18 protein-coding genes are annotated in these 19,948 nt (G+C 70.8%); 5 read left to right on the top strand and 13 right to left on the bottom strand.

The window, feature by feature from the left end; all coding sequences use genetic code 11:
• Window positions 1–38: 38 nt before the first annotated feature.
• The 8 genes from ACGTNG_RS05450 to ACGTNG_RS05415 all read right to left on the bottom strand — a co-directional run bounded on the left by ACGTNG_RS05450 (window position 39) and on the right by ACGTNG_RS05415 (window position 8,217).
• On the bottom strand, window positions 39–953 hold the full coding sequence (locus ACGTNG_RS05450; RefSeq protein WP_394575951.1) for a septal ring lytic transglycosylase RlpA family protein: 915 nt from the start codon (window positions 951–953) through the stop codon (window positions 39–41).
• On the bottom strand, window positions 950–2,020 hold the full coding sequence (gene mltB / locus ACGTNG_RS05445; RefSeq protein WP_394575949.1) for a lytic murein transglycosylase B: 1,071 nt from the start codon (window positions 2,018–2,020) through the stop codon (window positions 950–952). Before mltB ends, ACGTNG_RS05450 begins: the two co-directional genes overlap by 4 nt.
• Window positions 2,021–2,049: 29 nt before the next feature.
• Complete coding sequence (gene rodA / locus ACGTNG_RS05440) at window positions 2,050–3,210, bottom strand: rod shape-determining protein RodA (RefSeq protein ID WP_394575947.1); 1,161 nt, start codon at window positions 3,208–3,210, stop codon at window positions 2,050–2,052.
• A gap of 3 nt (window positions 3,211–3,213) precedes the next feature.
• Window positions 3,214–5,121 carry a penicillin-binding protein 2 gene (gene mrdA / locus ACGTNG_RS05435; RefSeq protein ID WP_394575946.1) on the bottom strand — a complete coding sequence of 636 codons (1,908 nt, stop codon included), beginning with the start codon at window positions 5,119–5,121 and terminating at the stop codon, window positions 3,214–3,216.
• Window positions 5,122–5,261: 140 nt separating this feature from the next.
• Entirely contained in the window at window positions 5,262–5,729 is a 468-nt protein-coding gene (gene rlmH, locus ACGTNG_RS05430) for a 23S rRNA (pseudouridine(1915)-N(3))-methyltransferase RlmH (RefSeq protein WP_394575944.1), read from the bottom strand.
• Window positions 5,726–6,085, bottom strand: a complete 360-nt coding sequence (rsfS, locus tag ACGTNG_RS05425) for a ribosome silencing factor (RefSeq protein WP_394575942.1) — start codon at window positions 6,083–6,085, stop codon at window positions 5,726–5,728. The genes rlmH and rsfS overlap by 4 nt, the downstream gene beginning before the upstream one ends.
• Before the next feature lie 138 nt (window positions 6,086–6,223).
• Window positions 6,224–6,853, bottom strand: coding sequence for a nicotinate-nucleotide adenylyltransferase (nadD, locus tag ACGTNG_RS05420; RefSeq protein WP_394576177.1), 630 nt, complete (start codon window positions 6,851–6,853; stop codon window positions 6,224–6,226).
• A 56-nt stretch (window positions 6,854–6,909) separates the two neighbouring features.
• Window positions 6,910–8,217 carry a glutamate-5-semialdehyde dehydrogenase gene (locus tag ACGTNG_RS05415; protein ID WP_394575940.1) on the bottom strand — a complete coding sequence of 436 codons (1,308 nt, stop codon included), beginning with the start codon at window positions 8,215–8,217 and terminating at the stop codon, window positions 6,910–6,912.
• Between the two features lie 97 nt (window positions 8,218–8,314).
• Here ACGTNG_RS05415 and ACGTNG_RS05410 point away from each other — a divergent pair, with 97 nt between their 5' ends.
• From ACGTNG_RS05410 to ACGTNG_RS05400, 3 genes are read left to right on the top strand one after another with little or no spacing between them, the layout of a single operon-like run.
• Window positions 8,315–9,184, top strand: a complete 870-nt coding sequence (locus ACGTNG_RS05410; protein ID WP_394575938.1) for a hypothetical protein — start codon at window positions 8,315–8,317, stop codon at window positions 9,182–9,184.
• Window positions 9,177–10,112, top strand: a complete 936-nt coding sequence (locus ACGTNG_RS05405) for a GGDEF domain-containing protein (protein WP_394575936.1) — start codon at window positions 9,177–9,179, stop codon at window positions 10,110–10,112. The genes ACGTNG_RS05410 and ACGTNG_RS05405 overlap by 8 nt, the downstream gene beginning before the upstream one ends.
• A gap of 36 nt (window positions 10,113–10,148) precedes the next feature.
• Window positions 10,149–11,552 carry a bifunctional DedA family/phosphatase PAP2 family protein gene (locus tag ACGTNG_RS05400; RefSeq protein WP_394575935.1) on the top strand — a complete coding sequence of 468 codons (1,404 nt, stop codon included), beginning with the start codon at window positions 10,149–10,151 and terminating at the stop codon, window positions 11,550–11,552.
• 7 nt (window positions 11,553–11,559) lie between these two features.
• Here ACGTNG_RS05400 and ACGTNG_RS05395 read toward each other — a convergent pair whose 3' ends face one another.
• The 3 genes from ACGTNG_RS05395 to mpl form a co-directional block, all read right to left on the bottom strand.
• Entirely contained in the window at window positions 11,560–12,183 is a 624-nt protein-coding gene (locus ACGTNG_RS05395) for a LysE family translocator (RefSeq protein ID WP_394575934.1), read from the bottom strand.
• Window positions 12,184–12,279: 96 nt separating this feature from the next.
• Window positions 12,280–12,912: a flavin prenyltransferase UbiX gene (locus ACGTNG_RS05390; protein ID WP_394575932.1), complete on the bottom strand. Its 633-nt coding sequence runs from the start codon at window positions 12,910–12,912 to the stop codon at window positions 12,280–12,282.
• Complete coding sequence (gene mpl / locus ACGTNG_RS05385) at window positions 12,902–14,296, bottom strand: UDP-N-acetylmuramate:L-alanyl-gamma-D-glutamyl-meso-diaminopimelate ligase (protein WP_394575931.1); 1,395 nt, start codon at window positions 14,294–14,296, stop codon at window positions 12,902–12,904. Before mpl ends, ACGTNG_RS05390 begins: the two co-directional genes overlap by 11 nt.
• A 207-nt stretch (window positions 14,297–14,503) precedes the next feature.
• On the opposite strand from mpl, the gene ACGTNG_RS05380 reads away from it, so the two are divergent.
• Complete coding sequence (locus tag ACGTNG_RS05380) at window positions 14,504–15,763, top strand: 6-phosphofructokinase (protein ID WP_394575929.1); 1,260 nt, start codon at window positions 14,504–14,506, stop codon at window positions 15,761–15,763.
• Between the two features lie 129 nt (window positions 15,764–15,892).
• On the opposite strand, the gene ACGTNG_RS05375 is transcribed toward ACGTNG_RS05380, so the two are convergent.
• A complete protein-coding gene (locus ACGTNG_RS05375; protein WP_394576176.1) occupies window positions 15,893–17,530 on the bottom strand; it encodes a bifunctional protein-serine/threonine kinase/phosphatase in 1,638 nt (545 codons plus the stop codon).
• Between the two features lie 297 nt (window positions 17,531–17,827).
• Here ACGTNG_RS05375 and ppa point away from each other — a divergent pair, with 297 nt between their 5' ends.
• Complete coding sequence (gene ppa, locus ACGTNG_RS05370; RefSeq protein WP_089849731.1) at window positions 17,828–18,358, top strand: inorganic diphosphatase; 531 nt, start codon at window positions 17,828–17,830, stop codon at window positions 18,356–18,358.
• 118 nt (window positions 18,359–18,476) lie between these two features.
• Here the strand turns inward: ppa and ACGTNG_RS05365 are convergent, their stop codons facing one another.
• The gene (locus tag ACGTNG_RS05365; protein ID WP_394575928.1) at window positions 18,477–19,895 is read right to left on the bottom strand and encodes a DUF2333 family protein; all 1,419 of its coding nucleotides are present in this window, start codon (window positions 19,893–19,895) and stop codon (window positions 18,477–18,479) included.
• Window positions 19,896–19,948: the final 53 nt, after the last annotated feature.

The raw sequence follows: 19,948 nt of genomic DNA, 5'->3' as shown, positions 1-19,948 counted from the left end.
GGGTGCATCACAGGGTTATACGCTAGGGAAACGCCGACTCAGTCGGCATCGTCGACGATGAAGGCCTGGGCGAAGCCGGCCCGGCGCAACTGTTCACGGACCGGGTCAACCTGGCCCGAGGGATCCAGCGGGCCGACCTGAACGCGGTGCAGGCCCGTGGCGCTGGCCACGCGCACGGGCCGGGCGATTTCTGCCTCGAGGCGCGCCTGCAGGGCCCGGGCCCCCTCCTCGGAACCCAGGGCGGCCACCTGCAGGAAGACGCCATCCGCCGGCGCGTCGCTGGCGTCCGCCCTCGCCGAGGCCGGCGCCGCCGCGTCCTCGTCGGGCGCGGGCTCAGGCTCACCACCGCGCCTGGCGAGCCAGCGCTCGACGTCGATGGCCTCCACCCTCACCCGGCCGGTGCCCTGCTCGAGGATGCCCAGGCGGGCGGCCGCGGCATAGGAGAGGTCGATCTCACGCTCGCTGTGGAACGGCCCGCGGTCGTTGACCCGCACGATCGTCGAGCGGCCGTTGTCGAGGCTGGTGACCCGGACGAAACTCGGCAGCGGCAAGGAGCGGTGGGCGGCGCTCATCTTGTACATGTCGTAGATCTCGCCGTTGGAGGTGGCGTAGCCGTGAAACTTCTCGCCATACCAGGAGGCGCGCCCCTCGCGACGGTAGCCGCTGGCATCCGCCATCACCTCGTAGCGCTTGCCCCACACCTCATAGGGCGACTTGTTGCCGCCCCGGGAACGCGGCTCGCGCTGCGGCACGGCATCGGGCACCTGGGCGACATCGGGGGGATCCTCGGGATAGGCGTCCCCGGACAGCGCATAGCGCTCGCCTGACGGCGCGGGCGCGGAGTCCGACGCATTGGGCTCGGCCGGTTCGGCGGGCGCGGGTCGCTGTCCGCCGCTGCCGGCACAGCCGACCAGCAGCGTCGCCAGGCTAAGGATCACCAGGGCGCGTCTCATGGGGCCTCCTCGGGCAGCGTGTCGGCGGCCTCGAGCCAGCCGGCCTTGCGGCCGCGCGCCTCGGCGATCGCCTCGGCCAGCTCCGTTACCGCCATGGCATAGAGATGGCTGTGGTTGTAGCGGGTGATCACGTAGAAGTTCTGCTCGCCGAGCACGTAGCGCCAGGCGTCTTGCCCCTCTTGTTCCAGCGCCACCGGCAGCAGGCGATGCTCGTCGCCCAGCACGTCCGGCACCTCGAGGCCCACCTCGGCGAGCCGGGCGGCCGGCACAGCGGGGGCGCGCGCGGCGCGATTGAACTCGATGCCGTCGGGCAGCGCGGCAGGCCCCTCGACGGCATGATAGATCGGCGCGTCCGCGCGCCAGCCATGTTCGGCGAAGTAGTTGGCCACGCTGCCGATGGCATCCACCGGGTTGGTCCAGAGATCGCGCAGGCCGTCGTCGTCGAAATCCACCGCATAGGCGCGGTAGCTGGTCGGGATGAACTGCGGATAGCCCATGGCCCCGGCGTAGGAACCGGTCAGGCTGCCGGGTTCACGCCGCTGCTCGTAGGCGATCTCGAGGAAGGCCGCCAGCTCGCCACGGAAGAAGCGCCCCCGGCTCGGGTGGTGGAAGGCCAGCGTCGACAGCGAATCGAGCACGCGGTGACGGCCGGTGATCTCGCCGTAACGGGTCTCGACGCCGAGGATCGCGGCGATGACCTCCGGCGGCACGCCGAAGTCGTCCTGGGCCCGTGCGAAGGCGTCCGGGTGGGCCTCGATGAAGGCCACCCCGTTAGCGATGCGCGCCTCATCGAGGAAGATGGCGCGGTACTCGGGCCAGGTCAGCCGATGCTCGGCGGCGCCGCTCATGGCGTCGAGCACCGACTGGCGGTACTCGGCCGCCTCCATGGCGTCGTCGAGCCAAGCGCGATCGATGCCCTGTTCGGCGAGTTCCTCCACCAGCCGGCGCACCTCGGCGTGGCGTTCGGGGTCGAAATCGGCCGCCGGCGAGCCGGCGGCGCTCAGGGCCAGCAGCCCTCCCGCCAGCCAGGTCATCCAGCGCTTTCCCTGTGGTGACGACACCGTCATCGCAGCTCTCCCTGAGTCGTGTCGGCTGCCTAGCGCGGCAGCAATCGGCGGTGGGCATTCACGGCCATGAGAATACCGAAACCCGCCATCAAGGTCACGCTGGAGGTCCCGCCATAGCTGACCAGCGGCAGGGGCACGCCGACCACCGGCAGGATACCGCTGACCATGCCCACGTTGACGAAGACGTAAATGAAGAAGGTCAGGATGATGCTGCCCGCCACCAGCCGCCCGAAGGTCTCCTGGGCGGCCCCGGCGAGCCATAGCCCGCGCCCGACGATCAGCAGGTAGAGCAGCAGGAAGGCCAGCATCCCGACGAGCCCGAACTCCTCGCCCAGCACCGCCACGATGAAGTCGGTATGGCGCTCGGGGAGGAACTCCAGCTGGGACTGGGTGCCCTGCAGCCAGCCCTTGCCCCAGAAGCCGCCGCTGCCGATGGCGGTGGTCGACTGGATGATGTTCCAGCCCGCGCCCAGCGGGTCGCTCTCCGGGTCGAGGAAGGTCAGCACGCGCTGGCGCTGGTAGTCGTGCAGGTTGATCCACAAAAGCGGCAGCGCCGCCGCCGCCAGGGCCCCACAGAAGAAGATGAAGCGCCAGGAGAGCCCCGCCAGCACCACCACCAGCACCCCGGCCGTCGCCACCAGCAAGGAGGTGCCGAGGTCGGGCTGGCGCGCGATCAGCGCCACCGGCAGGCCGATGATCACCGCGCATACGGCCAGGTCGCGCAAGCGCGGCGGCAGCACCTGGCGGCTCAGCCAGGCGGCCACCATCATCGGCATGGCGAGCTTCATCAGTTCCGAGGGCTGAAAGCGGATCACGCCGGGGATGACCAGCCAGCGCTGGGCCCCCATGCCCATGTCGCCGATCAGCTCCACCGCCACCAGCATGCCGAGCCCCGCCACGTAGACCAGCGGCGTCCAGCGCAACAGCGTGGTCGTGGAGAGCTGGGCGAGCCCGACCATCACCACCAGGGCGACGCCGAAGCGGATGGCCTGGGCGGTGACCACCGACAAGTGCTGGCCGCTGGCGCTGTAGAGCACCACCAGGCCCGCCAGCATCAGCACCAGCAGCATGCCGAGCAGCCAGGGATCGAGGTGGATGCGCTCCCACAGGCTGCGACGGCGTGCGATGCCGCTCAGCGAGGGTTTCACGGGATGGCTGCGCAGGCCACGCGTCAGTTCGCTCCAGATCATCGATCAGTCTCCCGCCACGCGGTCGTCCTCGCGCTCCAGTGCCTCGCGCACCTCGTCGCTGTCCGGCGCCTCGTCATCGAGCAGCCAGGCATCCGTCATCGCCTTCGCCAGGTGGGCGGCATGGGTGCTGCCGCCCCCGGCGTTCTCGACGATCACCGCCACGGCGATCTCGGGCGCCTCCACGGGGGCGAAGGCCATGAACAGGGCGTGGTCGCGCAGCCGCTCCTTGAGTTCGTCGGCGTTGTATTTCTCGTTCTGGCCCAGCGAGAAGACCTGGGCGGTGCCGGACTTGCCGGCCATCCGGTACTCGAGGTCACGGCCGATCCGACGCGCCGTGCCCTCGCGCCCCGAGACGACCTTCTCCATGCCGGAGAAGACGCTGTCCCACCACGCCTCGTTGCCGAGCTCGATATCCTCGGGCGTGCCCGGCAGGTCCACCGGTACCTCCTGGTCGCCGATGCGCCGGGCGAGACGCGGCTTGACCCACTCGCCACGGTTGGCGAGCACCGCAGTGGCGGTGGCGAGCTGCAGCGGCGTCACCTGCAGGTAGCCCTGGCCGATGCCCACCGAGAGCGTCTCGCCGGGATACCAGGGCTGGTTGAAGCGCCCGCGCTTCCAGCTGCGCGACGGCATCAGGGCATCGCTCTGGCCCTGCACGTCGTGGGCGACCCGCTCGCCGAAGCCGAAGGCCGTCATGTTCTCGTGGATGCGATCGATCCCGAGCTCGTGGGCCAGCGAATAGAAGTAGGTGTTGTTGGAGACGGCCAGGGCCCGCTCGAGATCGACCCGGCCGTGGCCCCAGCGCAGCCAGTTGCGGTAGCGCCGCGAGTCGTTGGGCAGCTGGAAGTAGCCGGGATCGTAGATCACCTCGCCCGGCGTGACCGCCCCCTCCTTGAGGCCGGTGATGGCCATGAACGGCTTGATCGTCGAGCCCGGCGGGTAGTGGCCGCGGATGGCGCGGTTGTAGAGCGGCAGGTCGAGGTTCTCCTGCAGCGCGCGGTAGGAGGCGACGTCGATGCCGGTGACGAACTGGTTGCTGTCGAAGCCCGGCACCGACGCCAGGGCGAGGATCTCGCCGCTGTCCGGGGCGATGGCGACGATCGACCCGCGCCGCCCGTCGAGCAGCTCCACGGCGAGCTTCTGCAGGTCGCTGTCCAGCGTCAGGGTCAGGTCGCGTCCGGGCACCGGGTCGGTATGGCCGAGCTCGCGCAGCACCCGCCCACGAGCATTGGTCTCGACCTTGCGCAGGCCGGCCTCGCCGTGCAGCTCGTCCTCGTAGAAGCGCTCCACGCCGCTCTTGCCGATGAAGTGCGTGCCGGCGTAGTTGCCGGAATCCAGCCCCGCCAGCTCCTCGGCATTGATCCGGCCCACGTAGCCGAGCGCATGCACCATGGTCTCGGCATCGGGATAGTAGCGCAGCAGCTGGGCCTGCACCTCGACGCCGGGCAGGCGGTGCCGGTTGACCGCCAGGCGGGCGATCTGCGCCTCATCGAGATCGCTCATCAAGAGCGCCGGCTGGAAGGGCCGCTGGCGCTGGCGCGAGCGAACCCGGAAGGCCTCGGCCTCCTCCTCGGGGAGCTCCAGCAGATCGACCAGCAGCGCCAGGGTGGCGTCCAGGTCATCGACCCGCTCGCGCACCAGGGTCAGGTTGTAGGTGGGACGGTTCTCGGCCAGCAGCGCCCCGTTGCGATCGTAGATCAGGCCGCGGGTGGGCGGCAGCGGCTCCACCCGCACCCGGTTCTTCTCGGAGCGCGTGCTGTAGATCTCGTGCTGCACCACCTGCAGGTAGAACAGCCGCCCGCCCAGCAGCCCCGTCAGGATCAGCACCACCAGCACGGCCAACAGCGAGCGCATGCGGAACACGTGCAGCTCCTGTTCCGGGTTCTTGAGGGTATCGCGACGGCGACGCATGCTAGGTAATGACCTCGGGATGATGAAGCAAAGAGCTTTCAGCGGTAATCACGAAGAGCCTTCAGCGGTGTTCAAGAAGAGAGCCTTCAGCGGTACTCATGAACAAGGAGCGCCCTCAGCGGTGCCGGTGCGGCGCGCCGTCAGCGGTGATAGGGGTGGCCGACCAGCAGGGTCCAGGCCCGGTAGAGCTGCTCGGCGAGCAGGATGCGCACCAGCGGATGGGGCAGGGTCAACGGCGAGAGCGACCAGCGCTGGTCGGCGCTGGCCGAGAGCGACGGCTCCAGGCCATCGGGACCGCCGACCAGCAGCGCCACGTCACGCCCCTCGAGGCGCCAGGCGTCGGCCTCGCGGGCCAGCTGCTCGGTGCTCCAGGCCTTGCCGCCCACCTCGAGGGCCACCAGATGCTCGCTGCCCCTTAAGCGGGCGCGGATGCGCTCGGCCTCCGAGGCCATGGCGCGCGCCACGTCGGCGTTCTTGCCGCGCTGCCCCGGGGCGATCTCCTCCACCTCCAGGGCGAAATCGCGGGGCAGGCGCTTGCGATACTCCTCGACGCCGCGGTTCACCCAGTCGGGCATCTTGGTGCCCACCGCCAGCAGGCGGACCCTCATGAACCCTGCTCTACCCGGGACTCGGCGTCGCTCGGCAGGTCGGCCCATAGCCGCTCGAGATCGTAGAGCTGGCGCGTCTCGGGCAGCATCACGTGAACCACCAGCTGGCCGAGGTCGACCAGCACCCAGTCGGCCCCGTTCTCGCCCTCGACGCCCAGCGGCGCCAGGCCCTCGTCCTTGGCCGCCTGCACCACGGTCGCGGCCAGCGCCGCCACGTGGCGGGTGGAGGTGCCGGTAGCCAGCACCATGCGGTCGGTCACGCTGGTCAGTCGTGAGACATCCAGGACGGCGACGTCCTGGGCCTTGAGGTCCTCCAGTGCGTCGATCACCAGAGTCTTGAGTGCGTCGATATGCATAGCCCTTCGTATCTGCCCTTGGTCAACGGGAAATCGTTACCCCCATTGTACCGACTCGACGCCTCGGTGGGCAGCACTCGACTCGGTCGTCGTCGGCAACCTCATCGCCATTCCGTCGACGATCCACGAGGCCAGCCATCAACGATGCCGATAGAGTCCCCGGGCGAGGAGGCGCGCCTCCACCGCCTCGGGCAGCAGGTAGCGAACGCTGCGCCCGGCCGCCAGGCGACGACGCACCTCGGTGGCCGAGATGGCCATGCGCGAGGGCAACCGCAGGCGCAGCAGCTTCCCGGCCGGATGCGCCATCAGTGCGTCGCCCTCCTCGACCTCGCGCCCGGTCAGCAACTCGGACAGCGCCGCCGGCAACGCCGCCTCGTGGTCCGGGCGATCGATCACCACTACGTGGGCCAGCGCGAAGAGACGCTCGGGTTCGTGCCAGTCGGCCAGGCGCAGGAAGGCGTCATGCCCCAGCGCCATGACCAGCCGCGCCTGGTCGCCCACTTCACGGCGCAGCGAGGCCAGGGTGTCGGCACTGTAGGAGGGGCCGTCACGCGCGAGCTCCCGCGGATCGGCCACCAGCCCCGGCGTGTCGCCGATGCCCAGGCGCAGCAGCGCCAGGCGCTCGTCGGGCGAGACCCACGGCTCACCGCGCAACGGCGGCATGGCCGCGGGGATCATGTGCACCCGATCCAGCGCCAGCGCCTCGCCGAGCTCCACCGCACTGCGCAGGTGCCCGAGGTGGACCGGGTCGAAGGTGCCGCCCAGCATGGCCAGGCGAAGCGGGGCCGGCGTCTCGCCGGCGCGGGCCGGCAGCCCCGCCTCGCTCACTGGCGCACCTGGCCGTCGCCGAGCACCACGTACTTGCGGCTGGTCAGCCCCTCGAGCCCCACGGGACCGCGGGCATGCAGCCGGTCGGTGGAGATGCCGATCTCCGCACCCAGCCCGTACTCGAAGCCGTCGGCGAAGCGGGTGGAGGCGTTGATGATCACCGAGCTGGAGTCCACCTCGGCCAGGAAGCGTCGCGCCAGGGTGTAGTTCTCGGTGACGATGGCGTCGGTATGCCGCGAGCTGTAACGCTCGATGTGCGCCATGGCGGCCTCGATGCCGTCGACCACGCGAATCGCCAGCACCGGGGCCAGGTACTCCGCCTGCCAGTCCGCCTCGCTGGCGGGGGCGATGTCGCCGAGGATCGCCCGGGTCCGCTCGCAGCCGCGCAGCTCGACCCCATGCTCGGCGTAAGCCGCTGCCAACCGGGGCAGCAGGGCCTCGGCCACCGGCGCATCGATCAGCAGGGTCTCCATGGTGTTGCAGGTGCCGTAGCGCTGGGTCTTGGCATTGACCGCGATGGCCAACGCCTTGTCGGCGTCCGCAGTGGCGTCGATGTAGACGTGGCAGACGCCGTCGAGGTGCTTGATCACCGGCACCCGGGCCTCGCGGCTGATGCGCTCGATCAGCGACTTGCCGCCGCGCGGAATGATCACGTCGACGTACTCGGGCATGCTGATCAGCCGGCCCACGGCGGCGCGGTCGGTGGTGGCCACCACCTGCACCGCCGCCTCGGGAAGGCCGGCCCGCTCGAGACCGGCACGGATGCAGGCGGCGATGGCGGCGTTGGACTCGCGAGCCTCGGAGCCCCCGCGCAGGATGGCCGCGTTGCCCGACTTCAGGCACAGGCTCGCCGCCTCCAGGGTCACGTTGGGACGCGACTCATAGATGATGCCGATGACCCCCAGGGGGACCCGCATCTGGCCGACCTGGATGCCGCTGGGCCGGGCACGCAGCCCCTCGATCTCGCCGACCGGGTCCGGCAGCGCCGCCACCTGGGAGAGCCCCTCGATCATCGCGTCGAGGCGCGCCTCGTCCAGCGCCAGGCGGTCGAGCAGAGCCGCATCCAGGCCGCTCTCGCGGCCCCGGGCCAGGTCACGGGCATTGGCCGCCAGCACCTCGCCGCGGGCCTGCTCGAGGGCCTCGGCCATGGCCAGCAGGGCGGCGTTCTTGGCCGCCGTATCGACCCGGCGCATGCGGGTCGCCGCCTCGCGGGCGCCCTGCCCGAGGCGCTCCATGTAGGTATCGACATCCCCGATCTCCGGGGTGGCGGTCTCGAGATCCGAGCGGGAGGCTTGAACTGTCATGCCGATGCGTCTCTCCTGGGGCCGGCGCCGCCGCGACACGGGCAGGGCCGGCGTTATACTGTGCCGAAAACCGGGAAGGGAATCATACTAATCCACCATGCAGACCAAGTACAAAAGCGTCCTGCTGCGCGGCAACCTGCTGATCGCCGCCGTGCTGATGGCACTGCTGGCCGCCCGCACCCCGACCCTGACCGACACGCTGCTGATGTGGCTGGCCGCGGCCTGGCTCGCCATCACCGCGCTGCTGCTGACCTTCGACCATCGCCGCCCCGCCACGCTGCCCTGGCAGCTGCTGCCGATCCTGCTGCTGGCGGCGCTGTTGTGGGGAGAGCCCGGCCGCCACGTCACCTGGCTGTGGGCCTGGGCCATGCTGCTGATGCTGCCGCAGCCCCGCTGGGTGCTGCTGGTGGGCAGCCTGCTGGCCTTCGCCACCTGGTGGCCGCTGCGGGGCGTGCTGGGCCTCGAGCAGTGGGTGATGAGCGGCCTGCTGCTCGGGGCCCTGATGCTGCTGGGCCTCTCCCGGGCGCTGGAGCTGCGCGCGCGACGCCAGAGCGCCCTGCGCCGCGCCCGCCTGGTGCCGGGCCTGCCCCTGTGGCCCGGCGAGCGACTGCCCGGCGACCTCGCCCTCGAGCGCAAGCGCAGCCTGCGCGAGGGCGTGCACGCCGAGCTGCTGCTGCTGCACACGCCGCGCCACCGCAGCTGGCCGTTGGCGCAGCGGCTGTGCCGGCTGACCCACGGCTTCGAGCACTGCTACCGGCTCGACCCGACCACACTGGCGGCGATGCTGACCAGCCGCGATCGTGATCAGGCCGACGAGCGCCGCGAGCTGCTGTGGCGCTGCCTGGAGGTCCGCGGGCCGGCCCGCGCGATCCCCCTGCGCGCCCTGAGATCGCTGGACGACGAGCGCCGGGCGCTGGCCTGCCAGCCGGCCGGCCTGAGGGTGATCGAGGAGACCCGGGATGCCTGACCGCCAGCGCCACGCCTCGCGACTGTTCGCCCTGTGGCATGCCGGCGGCGTGCTGCTGCTGCTGGGCATGGCCCTGTGGCTCTACCTGATGGGCGAATACGAACGCATTCCCCTGCCGGCGACCCTCTCCCTGCTGATGGTGGTCGCCACCCTGCTCGATGCGACCCGCGCGGAGCACTCGCGGCTGGCCGCCTACCTGGCGCTGATCTGCGGCTACCTGCTGATCGCCGTCGAGCTGCCCCGCCAGTCCGGCCTGCCGGCGCTGTGGGTGGGCCTGCCGCCGGTGCTGACCCTGCTGCTGCTGCCGCTGGCCCCCGCCATGCTGCTCAACCTCGCGCTGACCCCGGTCTGGCTGGCCCTGCTCGGCAACGGTCAGCTCGATGGCGAGATGCTGCTGGGCTATCTGAGCCTGGTGGCCGTGGCGGCGCTGGTGCCCTGGGAGCAGGGGCGCCAGCACGCCCTGCTCGAGGCCACCGACCCGCGCGACGCCGAGTGCGCGGCCACCGGCCGCGAGACCCTGCACGAACTGCTGGCCAGCGAAGTCGAGCGCGCCGGGATGCTCGGCCAGCCGCTGGGAGTGCTGCTGATGCACCTGCCGCAGCTGGACATGGCCGGCGAACAGTTTGGCCACGGCGCGCGGCAGGCGCTGCTGGACACCCTCTGCCAGGCGGTCTCCAGCCGCAGTCGCGATCACGACATCCTGGGCCGGGAGGGCCCGGCGGACTTCTGGCTGCTGATGCCGGACACCAGCGAGAGCGGTGCCCTGCTGGTGCAGCACCGCCTCGACCAGGCCCTGGAGCAGATCTCCCTGATGGATACCGGCCCGCTGGAGGTGCGGTTGCGCCTGTGCCGACCGCGGGCCGGCGAGTCCTGGCCGCACTTCGAGCAGCGCCTGGAGGCGTGCAGCCAGTCGCTGGCCGACGGCTGAGCGCGCCCACCCCCCGGCACGACAACGGAGCGTCACGTGAACATCGCCGACACCCTCTTTCAGCTGGCGCCTTCCCCGGGGCTGCTGCTGTTGATCATCGCCGCCATCGCGCTGGTGGAATCCCTCGCGCTGGTGGGACTGCTGGTCCCCGGCGTGGTGCTGATGACGGCCGCCGCGTCCCTGGCCGGCCACCAGGAGCTCGCCGTGGTCACGGCTATCCTCGCCGCCTTCATCGGTGCCGTGATCGGCGACGGCCTGAGCTTCCTGCTGGGCTATCACCAGCGCGAACGGGTCACCGCCCAGTGGCCGCTGTCACGCCACCCGGAGTGGCTGGCCCGGGGTGCGCGCTTCTTCCAGCGGCACGGCTCGCTGTCGGTCGTGCTGGGGCGTTTCGTGGGACCGGTGAGGCCGGTGGTGCCGCTGATCGCCGGCATGCTGCGCATGTCGCCCCGCGCCTTCCTGTGGGCCAACCTGATATCGGCGGCGCTGTGGGCGCCGGCCTACGTGCTGCCGGGCTATGTGCTGGGGCGCACCTGGCAGCGGCTGGTGGCGCTGCCCGAGGGGCTGGAGGCCTGGCTGGTCGGCCTGGGCGCGCTGGTGGTGATCCTCGCGGTGATCTTCTCCTGGGTGCGCCATCTGGTGACCCGCGAGGGCCCGGCCTATCGGGGACTGATCGGCTGGTCGCGGCGCAGCGCCCTCGGCCGGCGCCTCTGGCGGTGGCTCTCCCCGCCCCACGATGTCGAGCCGCCGCTCGCCTCCTGGCTGCTGCTGATCCTCTCGCTGACCGCCCTCTCCGCCTGGACGCTGGTGGTCATTCATCACGATGCCCCGCTGGCCATGGACGCCCGCCTGGATGAGCTGATGCGAGCCCTCGCGCTGCCCGGTCTCGACGCCGTCGGCCAGGCACTGGACCGGGCCGGCGACCTGATCGGCGCGCTGGCACTGGTGCTGCCCTGGGGCATCTGGCTCGCCTGGCGACGCCACTGGGCGGCCTTCTGGCACATCGCCGGCGGCCTGATCGGCATCGCGCTGCTCAACACCCTGGGCAAGGCGGCGATCGGCCGCATCCGCCCCATGAGCCCGGAGCACCTCGCCGACGCCTTCTCCTACCCCAGCGGCCATACCTCCACCGCGGTGGTGCTGTTCGGCATGGCCGCGGCCTTCGTCAGCCGCGAACTCCCTCCCGGCCGGCGCACCCTGGCCTACTGGGCGGCCATCGCCGCCATCCTGCCCATGGCACTGTCGCGCCTGGTGGTCGGGGTGCACTGGCTCAGCGACCTGATCGGCGGCGCGCTGCTCGGCCTGGTGGTCTGCGCCCTGGTGCAGCTCGCCTGGCAGCGCCACCCGCGGGCACCGCTTCGGCCCTGCCCCTGGCAGCGCCTGGGGATCGCCTCGCTGGCGCTGGTCGCCGCGCGAATCGCCTGGTTGCCGCCGTTCTAGCCCCGGCTCACCCCAGCGCCAGCCACAGGCCCACGCCCACCATCAGGGTGCCGGCGACGCGGTTGAGCAGGCGCACGCTGTCGGGCCGGCCGAGCAGCCGCCGCAGGGTCTGGCCGCCCGTGGCATAGAGCAGCAGGCAGAGGAACTCGATGGCGAGGATCATCGCGATCAGCGCCGCGAGCTGGGGCGCCAGGGGGCGAGCGGCATCCAGGAAGGGCGGAAGCAGGGCCACGAAGAAGGCCCAGCCCTTGGGGTTGGCCACCGCCGTGACCAGGCCCTGCAGGGCCAGCTGACCGCGGACGGCGGGCGGGCCCGCCTCGAGGGTCTCGGGAATGGCCATGCCGCCGCGAGAGCGCCACATCATCACGCCCAGGTAACCCAGGTAGGCGCCGCCCAGCCACTTGAACACCGCGAAGAGCTCGGGCTGGCGCAGCATCAGCGCGGCCACGCCGGCCCCGGCGGCGAAGGCCACCAGCCCGACGCCCACGAGCTCCCCGACCATCATCCACAGCGTGCGCCTCACCCCCTGGGTCATGCCCAGCACCATAGCCAGGGTCATGCACATGCCCGGCGTCAGCGAGACCAGCAGGAAGGTCGGCACGAACACCGACAGGACAGAGAGCGTGATCATGGGGGAAGACATCCTTGTGGTCGCGAACCGCCTCCTCCCGGCGGGGCGAATCGGCATGACGCCGGCGTGCCGGGGCGCTCCGTGGCCCGGGCCGGGCTACTCGCCCCAGCGGGGCATCAGGCGGTGCTCGATGCCGAGCTGGTTGAGGATGCGCGCGACGATGAAATCGACGAGGTCCTCGATGCGTTGCGGCTGGTGGTAGAACCCCGGTGCGGCGGGCAGGATCACCGCGCCCATGCGGGTCAACGACAGCATGTGCTCCAGGTGGATCGCCGAGAAGGGCGTCTCGCGGGGCACCAGGATCAGCCGGCGACGCTCCTTCAGGGCGACGTCGGCGGCGCGCTCGATGAGGTTGTTGCTGGCGCCGGTGGCCACCGCCGAGAGGGTGCCGGTGGAGCAGGGGCAGATCACCATGGCCGAGGGCGCCCCGGAGCCCGAGGCCACGGGGGCCATCCAGTCCTCGCGGCCGAAGCAGCGAATCTGGCCCGGCGCGGCGCCGGTGCGCTCGGTCAGCGCCTCGGCGAGCCGCTCCGGCCGCGCCGGCAGCTCCTCGTCGGTCTCGGTGGCGATCACCAGATGGGCGGCCTTGGAGATCATCACCCAGACCCGATGCTCGGCCGCGACCAGCGCCTCGATCAGGCGCAGGCCGTACTGGGCACCGGAGGCGCCGGTCAGCGCCACCGTGACGGGCTCGTGCAGCTCGTCAGAGGCCGTCGGCTCAGTCCGCATGGGCGACCTCCAGGGCGGCCAGCAGCTTCTCGTGGATACCGCCGAAGCCGCCGTTGGACATCACCACGATGCGATCCAGCGGACGCGCCTCGGCGACCAGGGCGGCGACCAGGGCGTCGAGGTCCTCGCAGAGCCGGGCCGGGACCGGGCTCGCCTCGAGCACCGGCGAAAGCGACCAGTCGAGCCCCGGCGGCTGGAACCAGAAGGTAGCATCGGCGGCGGACACGCTCGCCGCCAGGCGGTCGCGCAGGGTGCCTAGCCGCATGGTGTTGGAGCGCGGCTCGATCACCGCCAGCAGTCGACCGCGCGGCGTCGCGGCCCTGAGGCCCTCGAGAGTGGCGGCGATCGCCGTGGGGTGATGGGCGAAGTCGTCGATCACCTGGATGCCGGCCACCTCACCGCGCAGCTCCTGGCGCCGCCGCGGCGTGGCGAAGCGCGACAGCGCGGCGGCGCCGCGCGCCAGGTCGACCCCGCAGGCATGGGCGGCGGCCAGTGCGGCCAGGGCATTGCGGGCGTTGTAGGCGCCGGTCAGCGACCAGTCGACCACCGCGTCCTCGTTCACCTCCCCTACCCCGTCGCGGGCCTCGTGAACCACCCGGAAACGCGAGGCGTCCTCGCGCTCGAGCTCGAGCCGCCAGGGGCTATCCGCCGCCTCGCCGAAGTGGTCCACGGGCGTCCAGGCGCCCATCGCGATCACCCGGTCCAGCGCCGGCTCGCCGTCGGCCACCAGCAGCCGGCCGCGCCCCGGCACGGTGCGCACCAGGTGATGGAACTGCCGCTCGATGGCGGCCAGGTCGGGAAAGATGTCGGCGTGGTCGAACTCCAGGTTGCCCAGGATGGCGATCTCGGGACGGTAGTGGACGAACTTGGAGCGCTTGTCGAAGAAGGCCGTGTCGTACTCGTCGGCCTCGACCACGAAGGGGGCCTCCGGGGCGCCGAGGCGCGCCGAGACGCCGAAGTTGCGCGGCACTCCGCCGATCAGAAACCCCGGCGACTGGCCGGCGGACTCCAGCAGCCAGGCCAGCAGGCTCGCCGTGGTGGTCTTGCCGTGGGTGCCGGCCACGGCGATCACGCGGCGCCCCGGCAGCACCCGCTCGGCCAGCCACTCGGGGCCGGAGACGTAGGGCAGGCCCAGATCGAGCACCGCCTCGACCTCGGGGTTGCCCCGCGAGAGGGCGTTGCCGATCACCACCCGGTCGGGGCGCGGCGAGAGATTGTCGGCCGAGTAGCCGTCGCACAGGACGATGCCCGCCTCCTCGAGCTGGGTGCTCATGGGCGGATAGACGTTGGCATCCGAGCCGCTGACGGTGAGGCCCATCTCGCGGGCGAGCAGCGCCAGGCTGCCCATGAAGGTGCCGCAAATGCCGAGGATATGAAGGTGCATGCAGTCTCCGGGAACTCAGTGTGCCGCCGGCCGCGGCGCGAACTGCGCGAGCCTAGCATGCCGCCGTCGGGCCGCTCCAGCGACCCGCGTCGCCCGGGAGGCCCAAGATGACTTGGGGCTGGGGCGCACGCAGATGCAGCTCCTGCCACTTTCGGCTAGACTCTGCGGCTTTCGCCATCCTCGACGCATCAGGAGCAGGTAAGCCCCATGGCCCAGCATAACGCCTTCTACGCCCAGTCCGGCGGCGTCACCGCCGTGATCAACGCCAGCGCCTGCGGCGTGATCGAAGCCTGCCGCCGCCATCCGGACCAGATCGGCAAGGTCTACGCCGGCCACAACGGCATCATCGGCGCCCTCACCGAGGACCTGATCGACGTCAGCCAGGAGAGCGACGAGGCGATCGCGGCGCTGCGCCACACTCCCGGCGGTGCCTTCGGCTCCTGCCGCTACAAGCTCAAGGACATCGAGACCCACCGCGCCCAGTACGAGCGGCTGATCGAGGTCTTCAAGGCCCACGACATCCGCTACTTCTTCTATAACGGCGGCGGCGACAGCGCCGACACCTGCCTGAAGGTCTCGCAGCTCTCCGAGAAGCTCGGCTACCCGCTGACCGCGATCCACGTGCCCAAGACCGTGGACAACGACCTGCCGATCACCGACAACTCGCCGGGCTTCGGCAGCGTGGCCAAGTACATCGCCACCTCGACCCTCGAGGCCTCGCTGGACATCGCCTCGATGTGCGCCACCTCCACCAAGGTCTTCGTGCTGGAGGTGATGGGTCGCCACGCCGGCTGGATCGCCGCCGCCGGGGCCCTGGCCGGCGAGGGAGAGGGCGAGCCGCCGCACCTGGTGATCTTCCCCGAGGTGGCCTTCGATCGCGCCGCGGTCATGGCCCGGGTCGACGCCTGCGTCAAGGAGTACGGCTACTGCGTGATCGTGGTCTCCGAGGGCGCGCGCTACGAGGACGGCACCTTCCTCGCCGACTCCGGCAACACCGATGCCTTCGGCCACCGCCAGCTGGGCGGCGTGGCGCCGACGCTGGCCGGCATGGTCAAGCAGGACCTGGGCTACAAGTACCACTGGGCGGTGGCCGACTACCTGCAGCGCGCCGCACGCCACCTCGCCTCGAAGACCGACGTCGACCAGGCCTATGCGGTGGGCGACAAGGCCGTGGAGCTGGCCGTGGCGGGCCAGAACTCCATGATGCCGGCCATCAAGCGGGTCAGCGAGGCGCCCTACGAGTGGCGTATCGAGGCCGCCCCGCTGGCCGAGGTCGCCAACCGCGAGAAGTTCATGCCCAGCGAGTTCATCCGCGAGGACGGCTTCGGCATCACCGCGGCCTGCCGCCAGTATCTCGCGCCGCTGATCCAGGGTGAGGACTTCCCGCCCTTCGAGAACGGCCTACCGAAGGTCGCGCACCTTAAGCTGGCCAAGGTCGAGCGCAAGCTGCCCGACTTCACGATCTAGGCGCGACCCTCGAGACGCAGATATCCAGAAGCGTCCTCACGAAAAGCCCCCGGAGATGGCTCATCCCGGGGGCTTTTCGTGTCGGGCCAGGCGGCGAAGACCACGCCGACCGGCACCCGGCTCGACGGGCTATCTCAACAGCCAGGAGAGCACCAGCAGCAGCAGCAGGATCCCCGCCACGCCCTGCCAGAAGCTCGCCCGCTCGCCCGGGCGTCGCCCGCCACTCCCTGCCTCCCGGGGCGGTCGCAGGGCACGGCGAAACTCCGACATGCGCCTGAAGCGCAGCGCGCGCTGAGGATCCAGGGCGCGGCGCAGGGCATCGTCCAGGGCGACCGGCACCTCGGGGTTGAGGGTGCGGGCGCTGCGGTAGGCTAGCTGCTCGAGGTCGGTGTGGCCGCGCAGCCGGTTGGGCGCCAGGGCGTAGGGCAGCTCGCCGGTCAACAGCCAGTAGATGGTCGAGGCCAGCGAGTACTGGTCGCTGCGCCGCCCGACCTGGTCGTCCAGGGCATACTCCGGGGCGCTGTGCTCGGTGAGCCCGAGCTGTCGCACCAGACCCCGGGAGCGTCGATGGCCATCGACGTCGCGCAGATGGCAGGCGCTGAAATCGGCCAGTACCACCTGACCATGCAGGTCGATGAGCACGTTGTCGGGGTGGATGCGCTGGTGCAGCAGGTCACGGTGGTGCAGGGCCTGCACCGCCTTGCCCAGCTGGTTGGCGATGTCCAGGCGCTGCTCGAGGCTCGCCTGGGGGTGCTGGCGGGCCCAGTCGGTCAGGGTAGTGCCGCGCACGTGCGCCATCAGGTAGTAGAGGTAGCGCCGCGGACGCGAGGACTCCATGATGCGCACCACGAAGGGTGAGGTGACGCGCTCCACCACCCACTGCTGCAGCAGGAAATGCTCCAGGTAGGCGTTGCGGCTGGAGAGCTCGGGGCTCGGAGCCTTCATCACCATCTCGCGCCCGCTGTGCACGTCGCGCACGTGATAGACCCGCGACTGGGCGGTGCGCGACAGCACCGACAGCACCTCGAGGCCGTCGAGACGCTCCCCCGGGGCCAGCTCCGGGGGAATCGGCAGGTCGCCGTAGACCCGGCCCGGCTTGTCATCCGAGGCGTCGGGCAGGCCGTCGATGCGCACCAGCTGGAAGCAGAACTGATCACTGCCGTAGCCGCGCTCCTGGGCTCGCTCCCGTGCCGCCTCGGCGAGCCGCTCGCAGGCGGCATCCAGGTCGCTGACGTCCTCGCGAATCAGCCGCACGTAGTCCGAGGGCATCAGGGTGCCCTGCACCGCCTGGGTGGTGAACAGGAAGATGTCGCCCTGCTTGAGGGGCAGATTGGCATAATCGATCTCCAGGCCACTGTCCATGCCCATGGCCCGCGAGGGGTAGCGGTAGCCGCCCAGATCGGTGACATGATCCCGGGAGAGCTGCTCGAACTCGGCGCCGCGCAGGCGAAACACCACGGTATCGCCCATGTGAAAGAGGTGCGCCTCCCGCCCGCGGAAGACCATGGCGGAGAGCGAGGTGACGTAGCTGCCGTCCGAGATGCGGCGATTCTGGCTGAAGCACCAGGTGTTCAGTGCCCGCAGCACCCGGGTCGCCGACGCCTTGACGTCCCAGTGGTCCGGCGTGGAGAAGTAGTCGGCCAGGAAGCCCTTGACGCTGAGATCGCCGGCCTGCTTGGCGAGGTTGTTACGCGAGGTGGAGTCGCTGATCAGGGCGCAGGCGCCCTTGGCCGAGAGCAGGGGGGGCTCGGTCAGTTGCACCGACATCGAGCTGCGATGTCGACGCCGATCGGGCGCCACGAAGGCCTGGCCGTAGCTCAGCGACAAGTGCAGGGGGGTCAAGGCGTTCTCCTCGCAAACGACGCGCTCCGCCGGCCGGTGGCCGACGCCTTCCATCGGGGACCCATGATACACCCTGCTTCCACGCCTGGCCCATCGGTGGATGCAGCGGCATGCCACCTATGGCCGATTGGTAATCACCGCCTCGGCTTCGTATAATTCGGCGGATTTTTTCCGCCATTCCGATTCGCCCCGCATTAGCATTGCCAACCCAAGGAAGCGACGATGAACTTCGACAACATCCCCGCCGGCAAGGATCTCCCCAACGACATCTACGTGGCGATCGAGATCCCGGCCAACCACGCGCCGATCAAGTACGAGATCGACAAGGACATGGGCGCCCTGCTGGTCGATCGCTTCATGGCCACACCGATGTTCTACCCGGCCAACTACGGCTTCATCCCGCACACCCTGGCCGACGACGGCGACGCCCTGGACGCGCTGGTGGTCACTCCTTACCCGGTGCAGCCCGGCGCCGTGATCCGCGCTCGCCCGGTGGGCATCCTCAACATGACCGACGAGGCCGGTGAGGACGCCAAGCTGGTCTGCGTGCCCCACCCCAAGCTCTCCAGCCTCTACGACGACGTTCAGGAAGTGACCGACCTGCCGGAGCTGCTGCGCCAGCAGATCGCCCACTTCTTCGAGAACTACAAAGATCTCGAGAAGGGCAAGTGGGTCAAGGTGGAGTCCTGGGAAGGGTCCGAGGCCGCCTGCAAGGCCATCGAGAAGGCCGTGGCCGCCCACGACAAGGCCTGATCGCCAGAGCGCATCATGCCTGGCGGCGTCAGCACGCCGCCAAACGGAACGGGCCGCCCTAGGGCGGCCCGTTCTCGTTGCTGCACGTCCGCGGCGGTCTCGCCGCTCCTTCCTCGTGCTACTCCTTGGGCGTCGCGCCGGCCCCGCTGTCATCGGCGGCCGGCGCGTCGCTTGCGGCCTCGGTCGTGCCCTCCGCCGCCGACGCCTCGGGCGCTTGCTCGGGCGCGACGGCGCCCTCGCCGTCCGCACTGCCCGCCGGCTCGCTGTCATCGACGGTTCCGTCGGCGACCTCGGGCTCGGCCTCGTCTTGACCACCGGCCGGCGCGTCGCCGGCGGCTGCCGCCTCCGAGGACGCCTCGGCCTCGACGGCGGATGCATCCACTTCGCTGGCGGGCGCCGCCGCCTCCGGCGAGGCATCGGATGCCTGCTCGACGGAAGCCACGACGCCCTCCTCGCCCCCGCTATCGGCCACGTCATCTCCGGCGGCCGGCGCTCCGGCGGCCGGCGCTCCGGCGGCCGGCGCATCCACCGGGGTCGCCGCCGCGAGCCGCTCGGCGAGGGTCCGGGACAGGTCGCGGGCCCGGATCATGTGGTTGGCCAGCACCAGCGAGTGGTTGGCGAAAATACCGAAGCCCGAGCCGTTGAGCACCAGCGGGCTCCAGAGCCGCCGCTGGCTGAGCTCGAGTTCGGCCACCAGCGCCTCCCAGCGCGCCTGGAGGCCGGCCGCGGCCAGCACGTCGGCCTGGTCGCGCTGCACCGCTCGCAGCAGGTGGAGCATGGCCCAGGCCTGGCCGCGCGCCTCGAAGAAGACGTCGTCGACGCGATACCAGGGGGTGCGCGCCGGCAGCGCCTCGGCGTCGATGTCGAGGTCGCGAAGCTCGGCGCGGGGGCCGATGCTGGCCGACAGCCGAAGCCCCAGGTCGTCGAGCGAGCGGGTGACCGCCTCCAACCAGGCGGCGAGGCCCTGCCCACGGTCCCCGAAGGCGGCCTGGCCATCCTCGTCGAGCGCCTGCAGGTAGCCGTCGAGGGCCTCGAGGGCCTGGCTCAGGCGCTGCTCGGTGGAGGGGTAGAGCCAGTCGCCGCTGTCGCCCGCCAGGCGCTGCTGAACGCTCTCGAGAGCCGGCATGGCGGACTGCTCCATGGCCGGCAGCGCCACCGAGAGCCGACGCGCCTGGGTGAGCACGCCAAGCTCCCAGGCCGGCATGTTGTCGAGCCACAACCCGGGCGGGGCGATATCATTGCGCAGGTAGCCTCCGGGCTTCTCGAGCAGCGTCTCGATCAGCGTCATCAGGCTCGCGGCGGTCACCGCCCCTCGAGAGGCCGGCGCCTGGGCGGCCGTGCCGCGCTGCTCGATCACGGCCTGCTCCACGTCGAAGACCGCCGGCGTGCGACTCCACCAGATCCCCAGCCCCACGCACACCGCCAGGTAGATCACCAGCAGCGTCAGCAACGGCTTGTAGATCCAGCCATAGGCCGGACGCTCCAGTTCCTCGGTCCGCTTGCGGCGCCTGGCGGCACCCTTTTGCGTCAACGCCATGTTCGGGTTTCCTTGATGATGAGAGCTTCCGGCGGCGCGACAATACGGCGCAG

The sequence above is a fragment of the Halomonas sp. B23F22_3 genome (assembly GCF_043496965.1).
Taxonomy (GTDB): Bacteria; Pseudomonadota; Gammaproteobacteria; order Pseudomonadales; family Halomonadaceae; genus Halomonas.
The sequence above is the reverse complement of the archived record's forward strand: the minus strand, read 5'-3'. Positions and strand labels throughout refer to the sequence as shown.

Bases quoted from the DNA above. Each gene is read 5' to 3' on its own strand.
- mrdA (WP_394575946.1), bottom strand. From the start codon at position 5,121: ATGCGTCGCCGTCGCGATACCCTCAAGAACCCGGAACAGGAGCTGCAC.
- nadD (WP_394576177.1), bottom strand. From the start codon at position 6,853: ATGCTGGGCGGCACCTTCGACCCGGTCCACCTCGGGCACCTGCGCAGT.
- ACGTNG_RS05415 (WP_394575940.1), bottom strand. From the start codon at position 8,217: ATGACAGTTCAAGCCTCCCGCTCGGATCTCGAGACCGCCACCCCGGAG.
- ACGTNG_RS05375 (WP_394576176.1), bottom strand. From the start codon at position 17,530: ATGTCGGTGCAACTGACCGAGCCCCCCCTGCTCTCGGCCAAGGGCGCC.
- ACGTNG_RS05365 (WP_394575928.1), bottom strand. From the start codon at position 19,895: ATGGCGTTGACGCAAAAGGGTGCCGCCAGGCGCCGCAAGCGGACCGAG.
- rlmH (WP_394575944.1), bottom strand. From the start codon at position 5,729: ATGAGGGTCCGCCTGCTGGCGGTGGGCACCAAGATGCCCGACTGGGTG.
- ACGTNG_RS05380 (WP_394575929.1), top strand. From the start codon at position 14,504: ATGGCCCAGCATAACGCCTTCTACGCCCAGTCCGGCGGCGTCACCGCC.
- ppa (WP_089849731.1), top strand. From the start codon at position 17,828: ATGAACTTCGACAACATCCCCGCCGGCAAGGATCTCCCCAACGACATC.
- ACGTNG_RS05410 (WP_394575938.1), top strand. From the start codon at position 8,315: ATGCAGACCAAGTACAAAAGCGTCCTGCTGCGCGGCAACCTGCTGATC.
- ACGTNG_RS05405 (WP_394575936.1), top strand. From the start codon at position 9,177: ATGCCTGACCGCCAGCGCCACGCCTCGCGACTGTTCGCCCTGTGGCAT.
- ACGTNG_RS05395 (WP_394575934.1), bottom strand. From the start codon at position 12,183: ATGATCACGCTCTCTGTCCTGTCGGTGTTCGTGCCGACCTTCCTGCTG.
- ACGTNG_RS05390 (WP_394575932.1), bottom strand. From the start codon at position 12,912: ATGCGGACTGAGCCGACGGCCTCTGACGAGCTGCACGAGCCCGTCACG.
- mpl (WP_394575931.1), bottom strand. From the start codon at position 14,296: ATGCACCTTCATATCCTCGGCATTTGCGGCACCTTCATGGGCAGCCTG.
- ACGTNG_RS05450 (WP_394575951.1), bottom strand. From the start codon at position 953: ATGAGACGCGCCCTGGTGATCCTTAGCCTGGCGACGCTGCTGGTCGGC.
- rsfS (WP_394575942.1), bottom strand. From the start codon at position 6,085: ATGCATATCGACGCACTCAAGACTCTGGTGATCGACGCACTGGAGGAC.
- mltB (WP_394575949.1), bottom strand. From the start codon at position 2,020: ATGACGGTGTCGTCACCACAGGGAAAGCGCTGGATGACCTGGCTGGCG.
- rodA (WP_394575947.1), bottom strand. From the start codon at position 3,210: ATGATCTGGAGCGAACTGACGCGTGGCCTGCGCAGCCATCCCGTGAAA.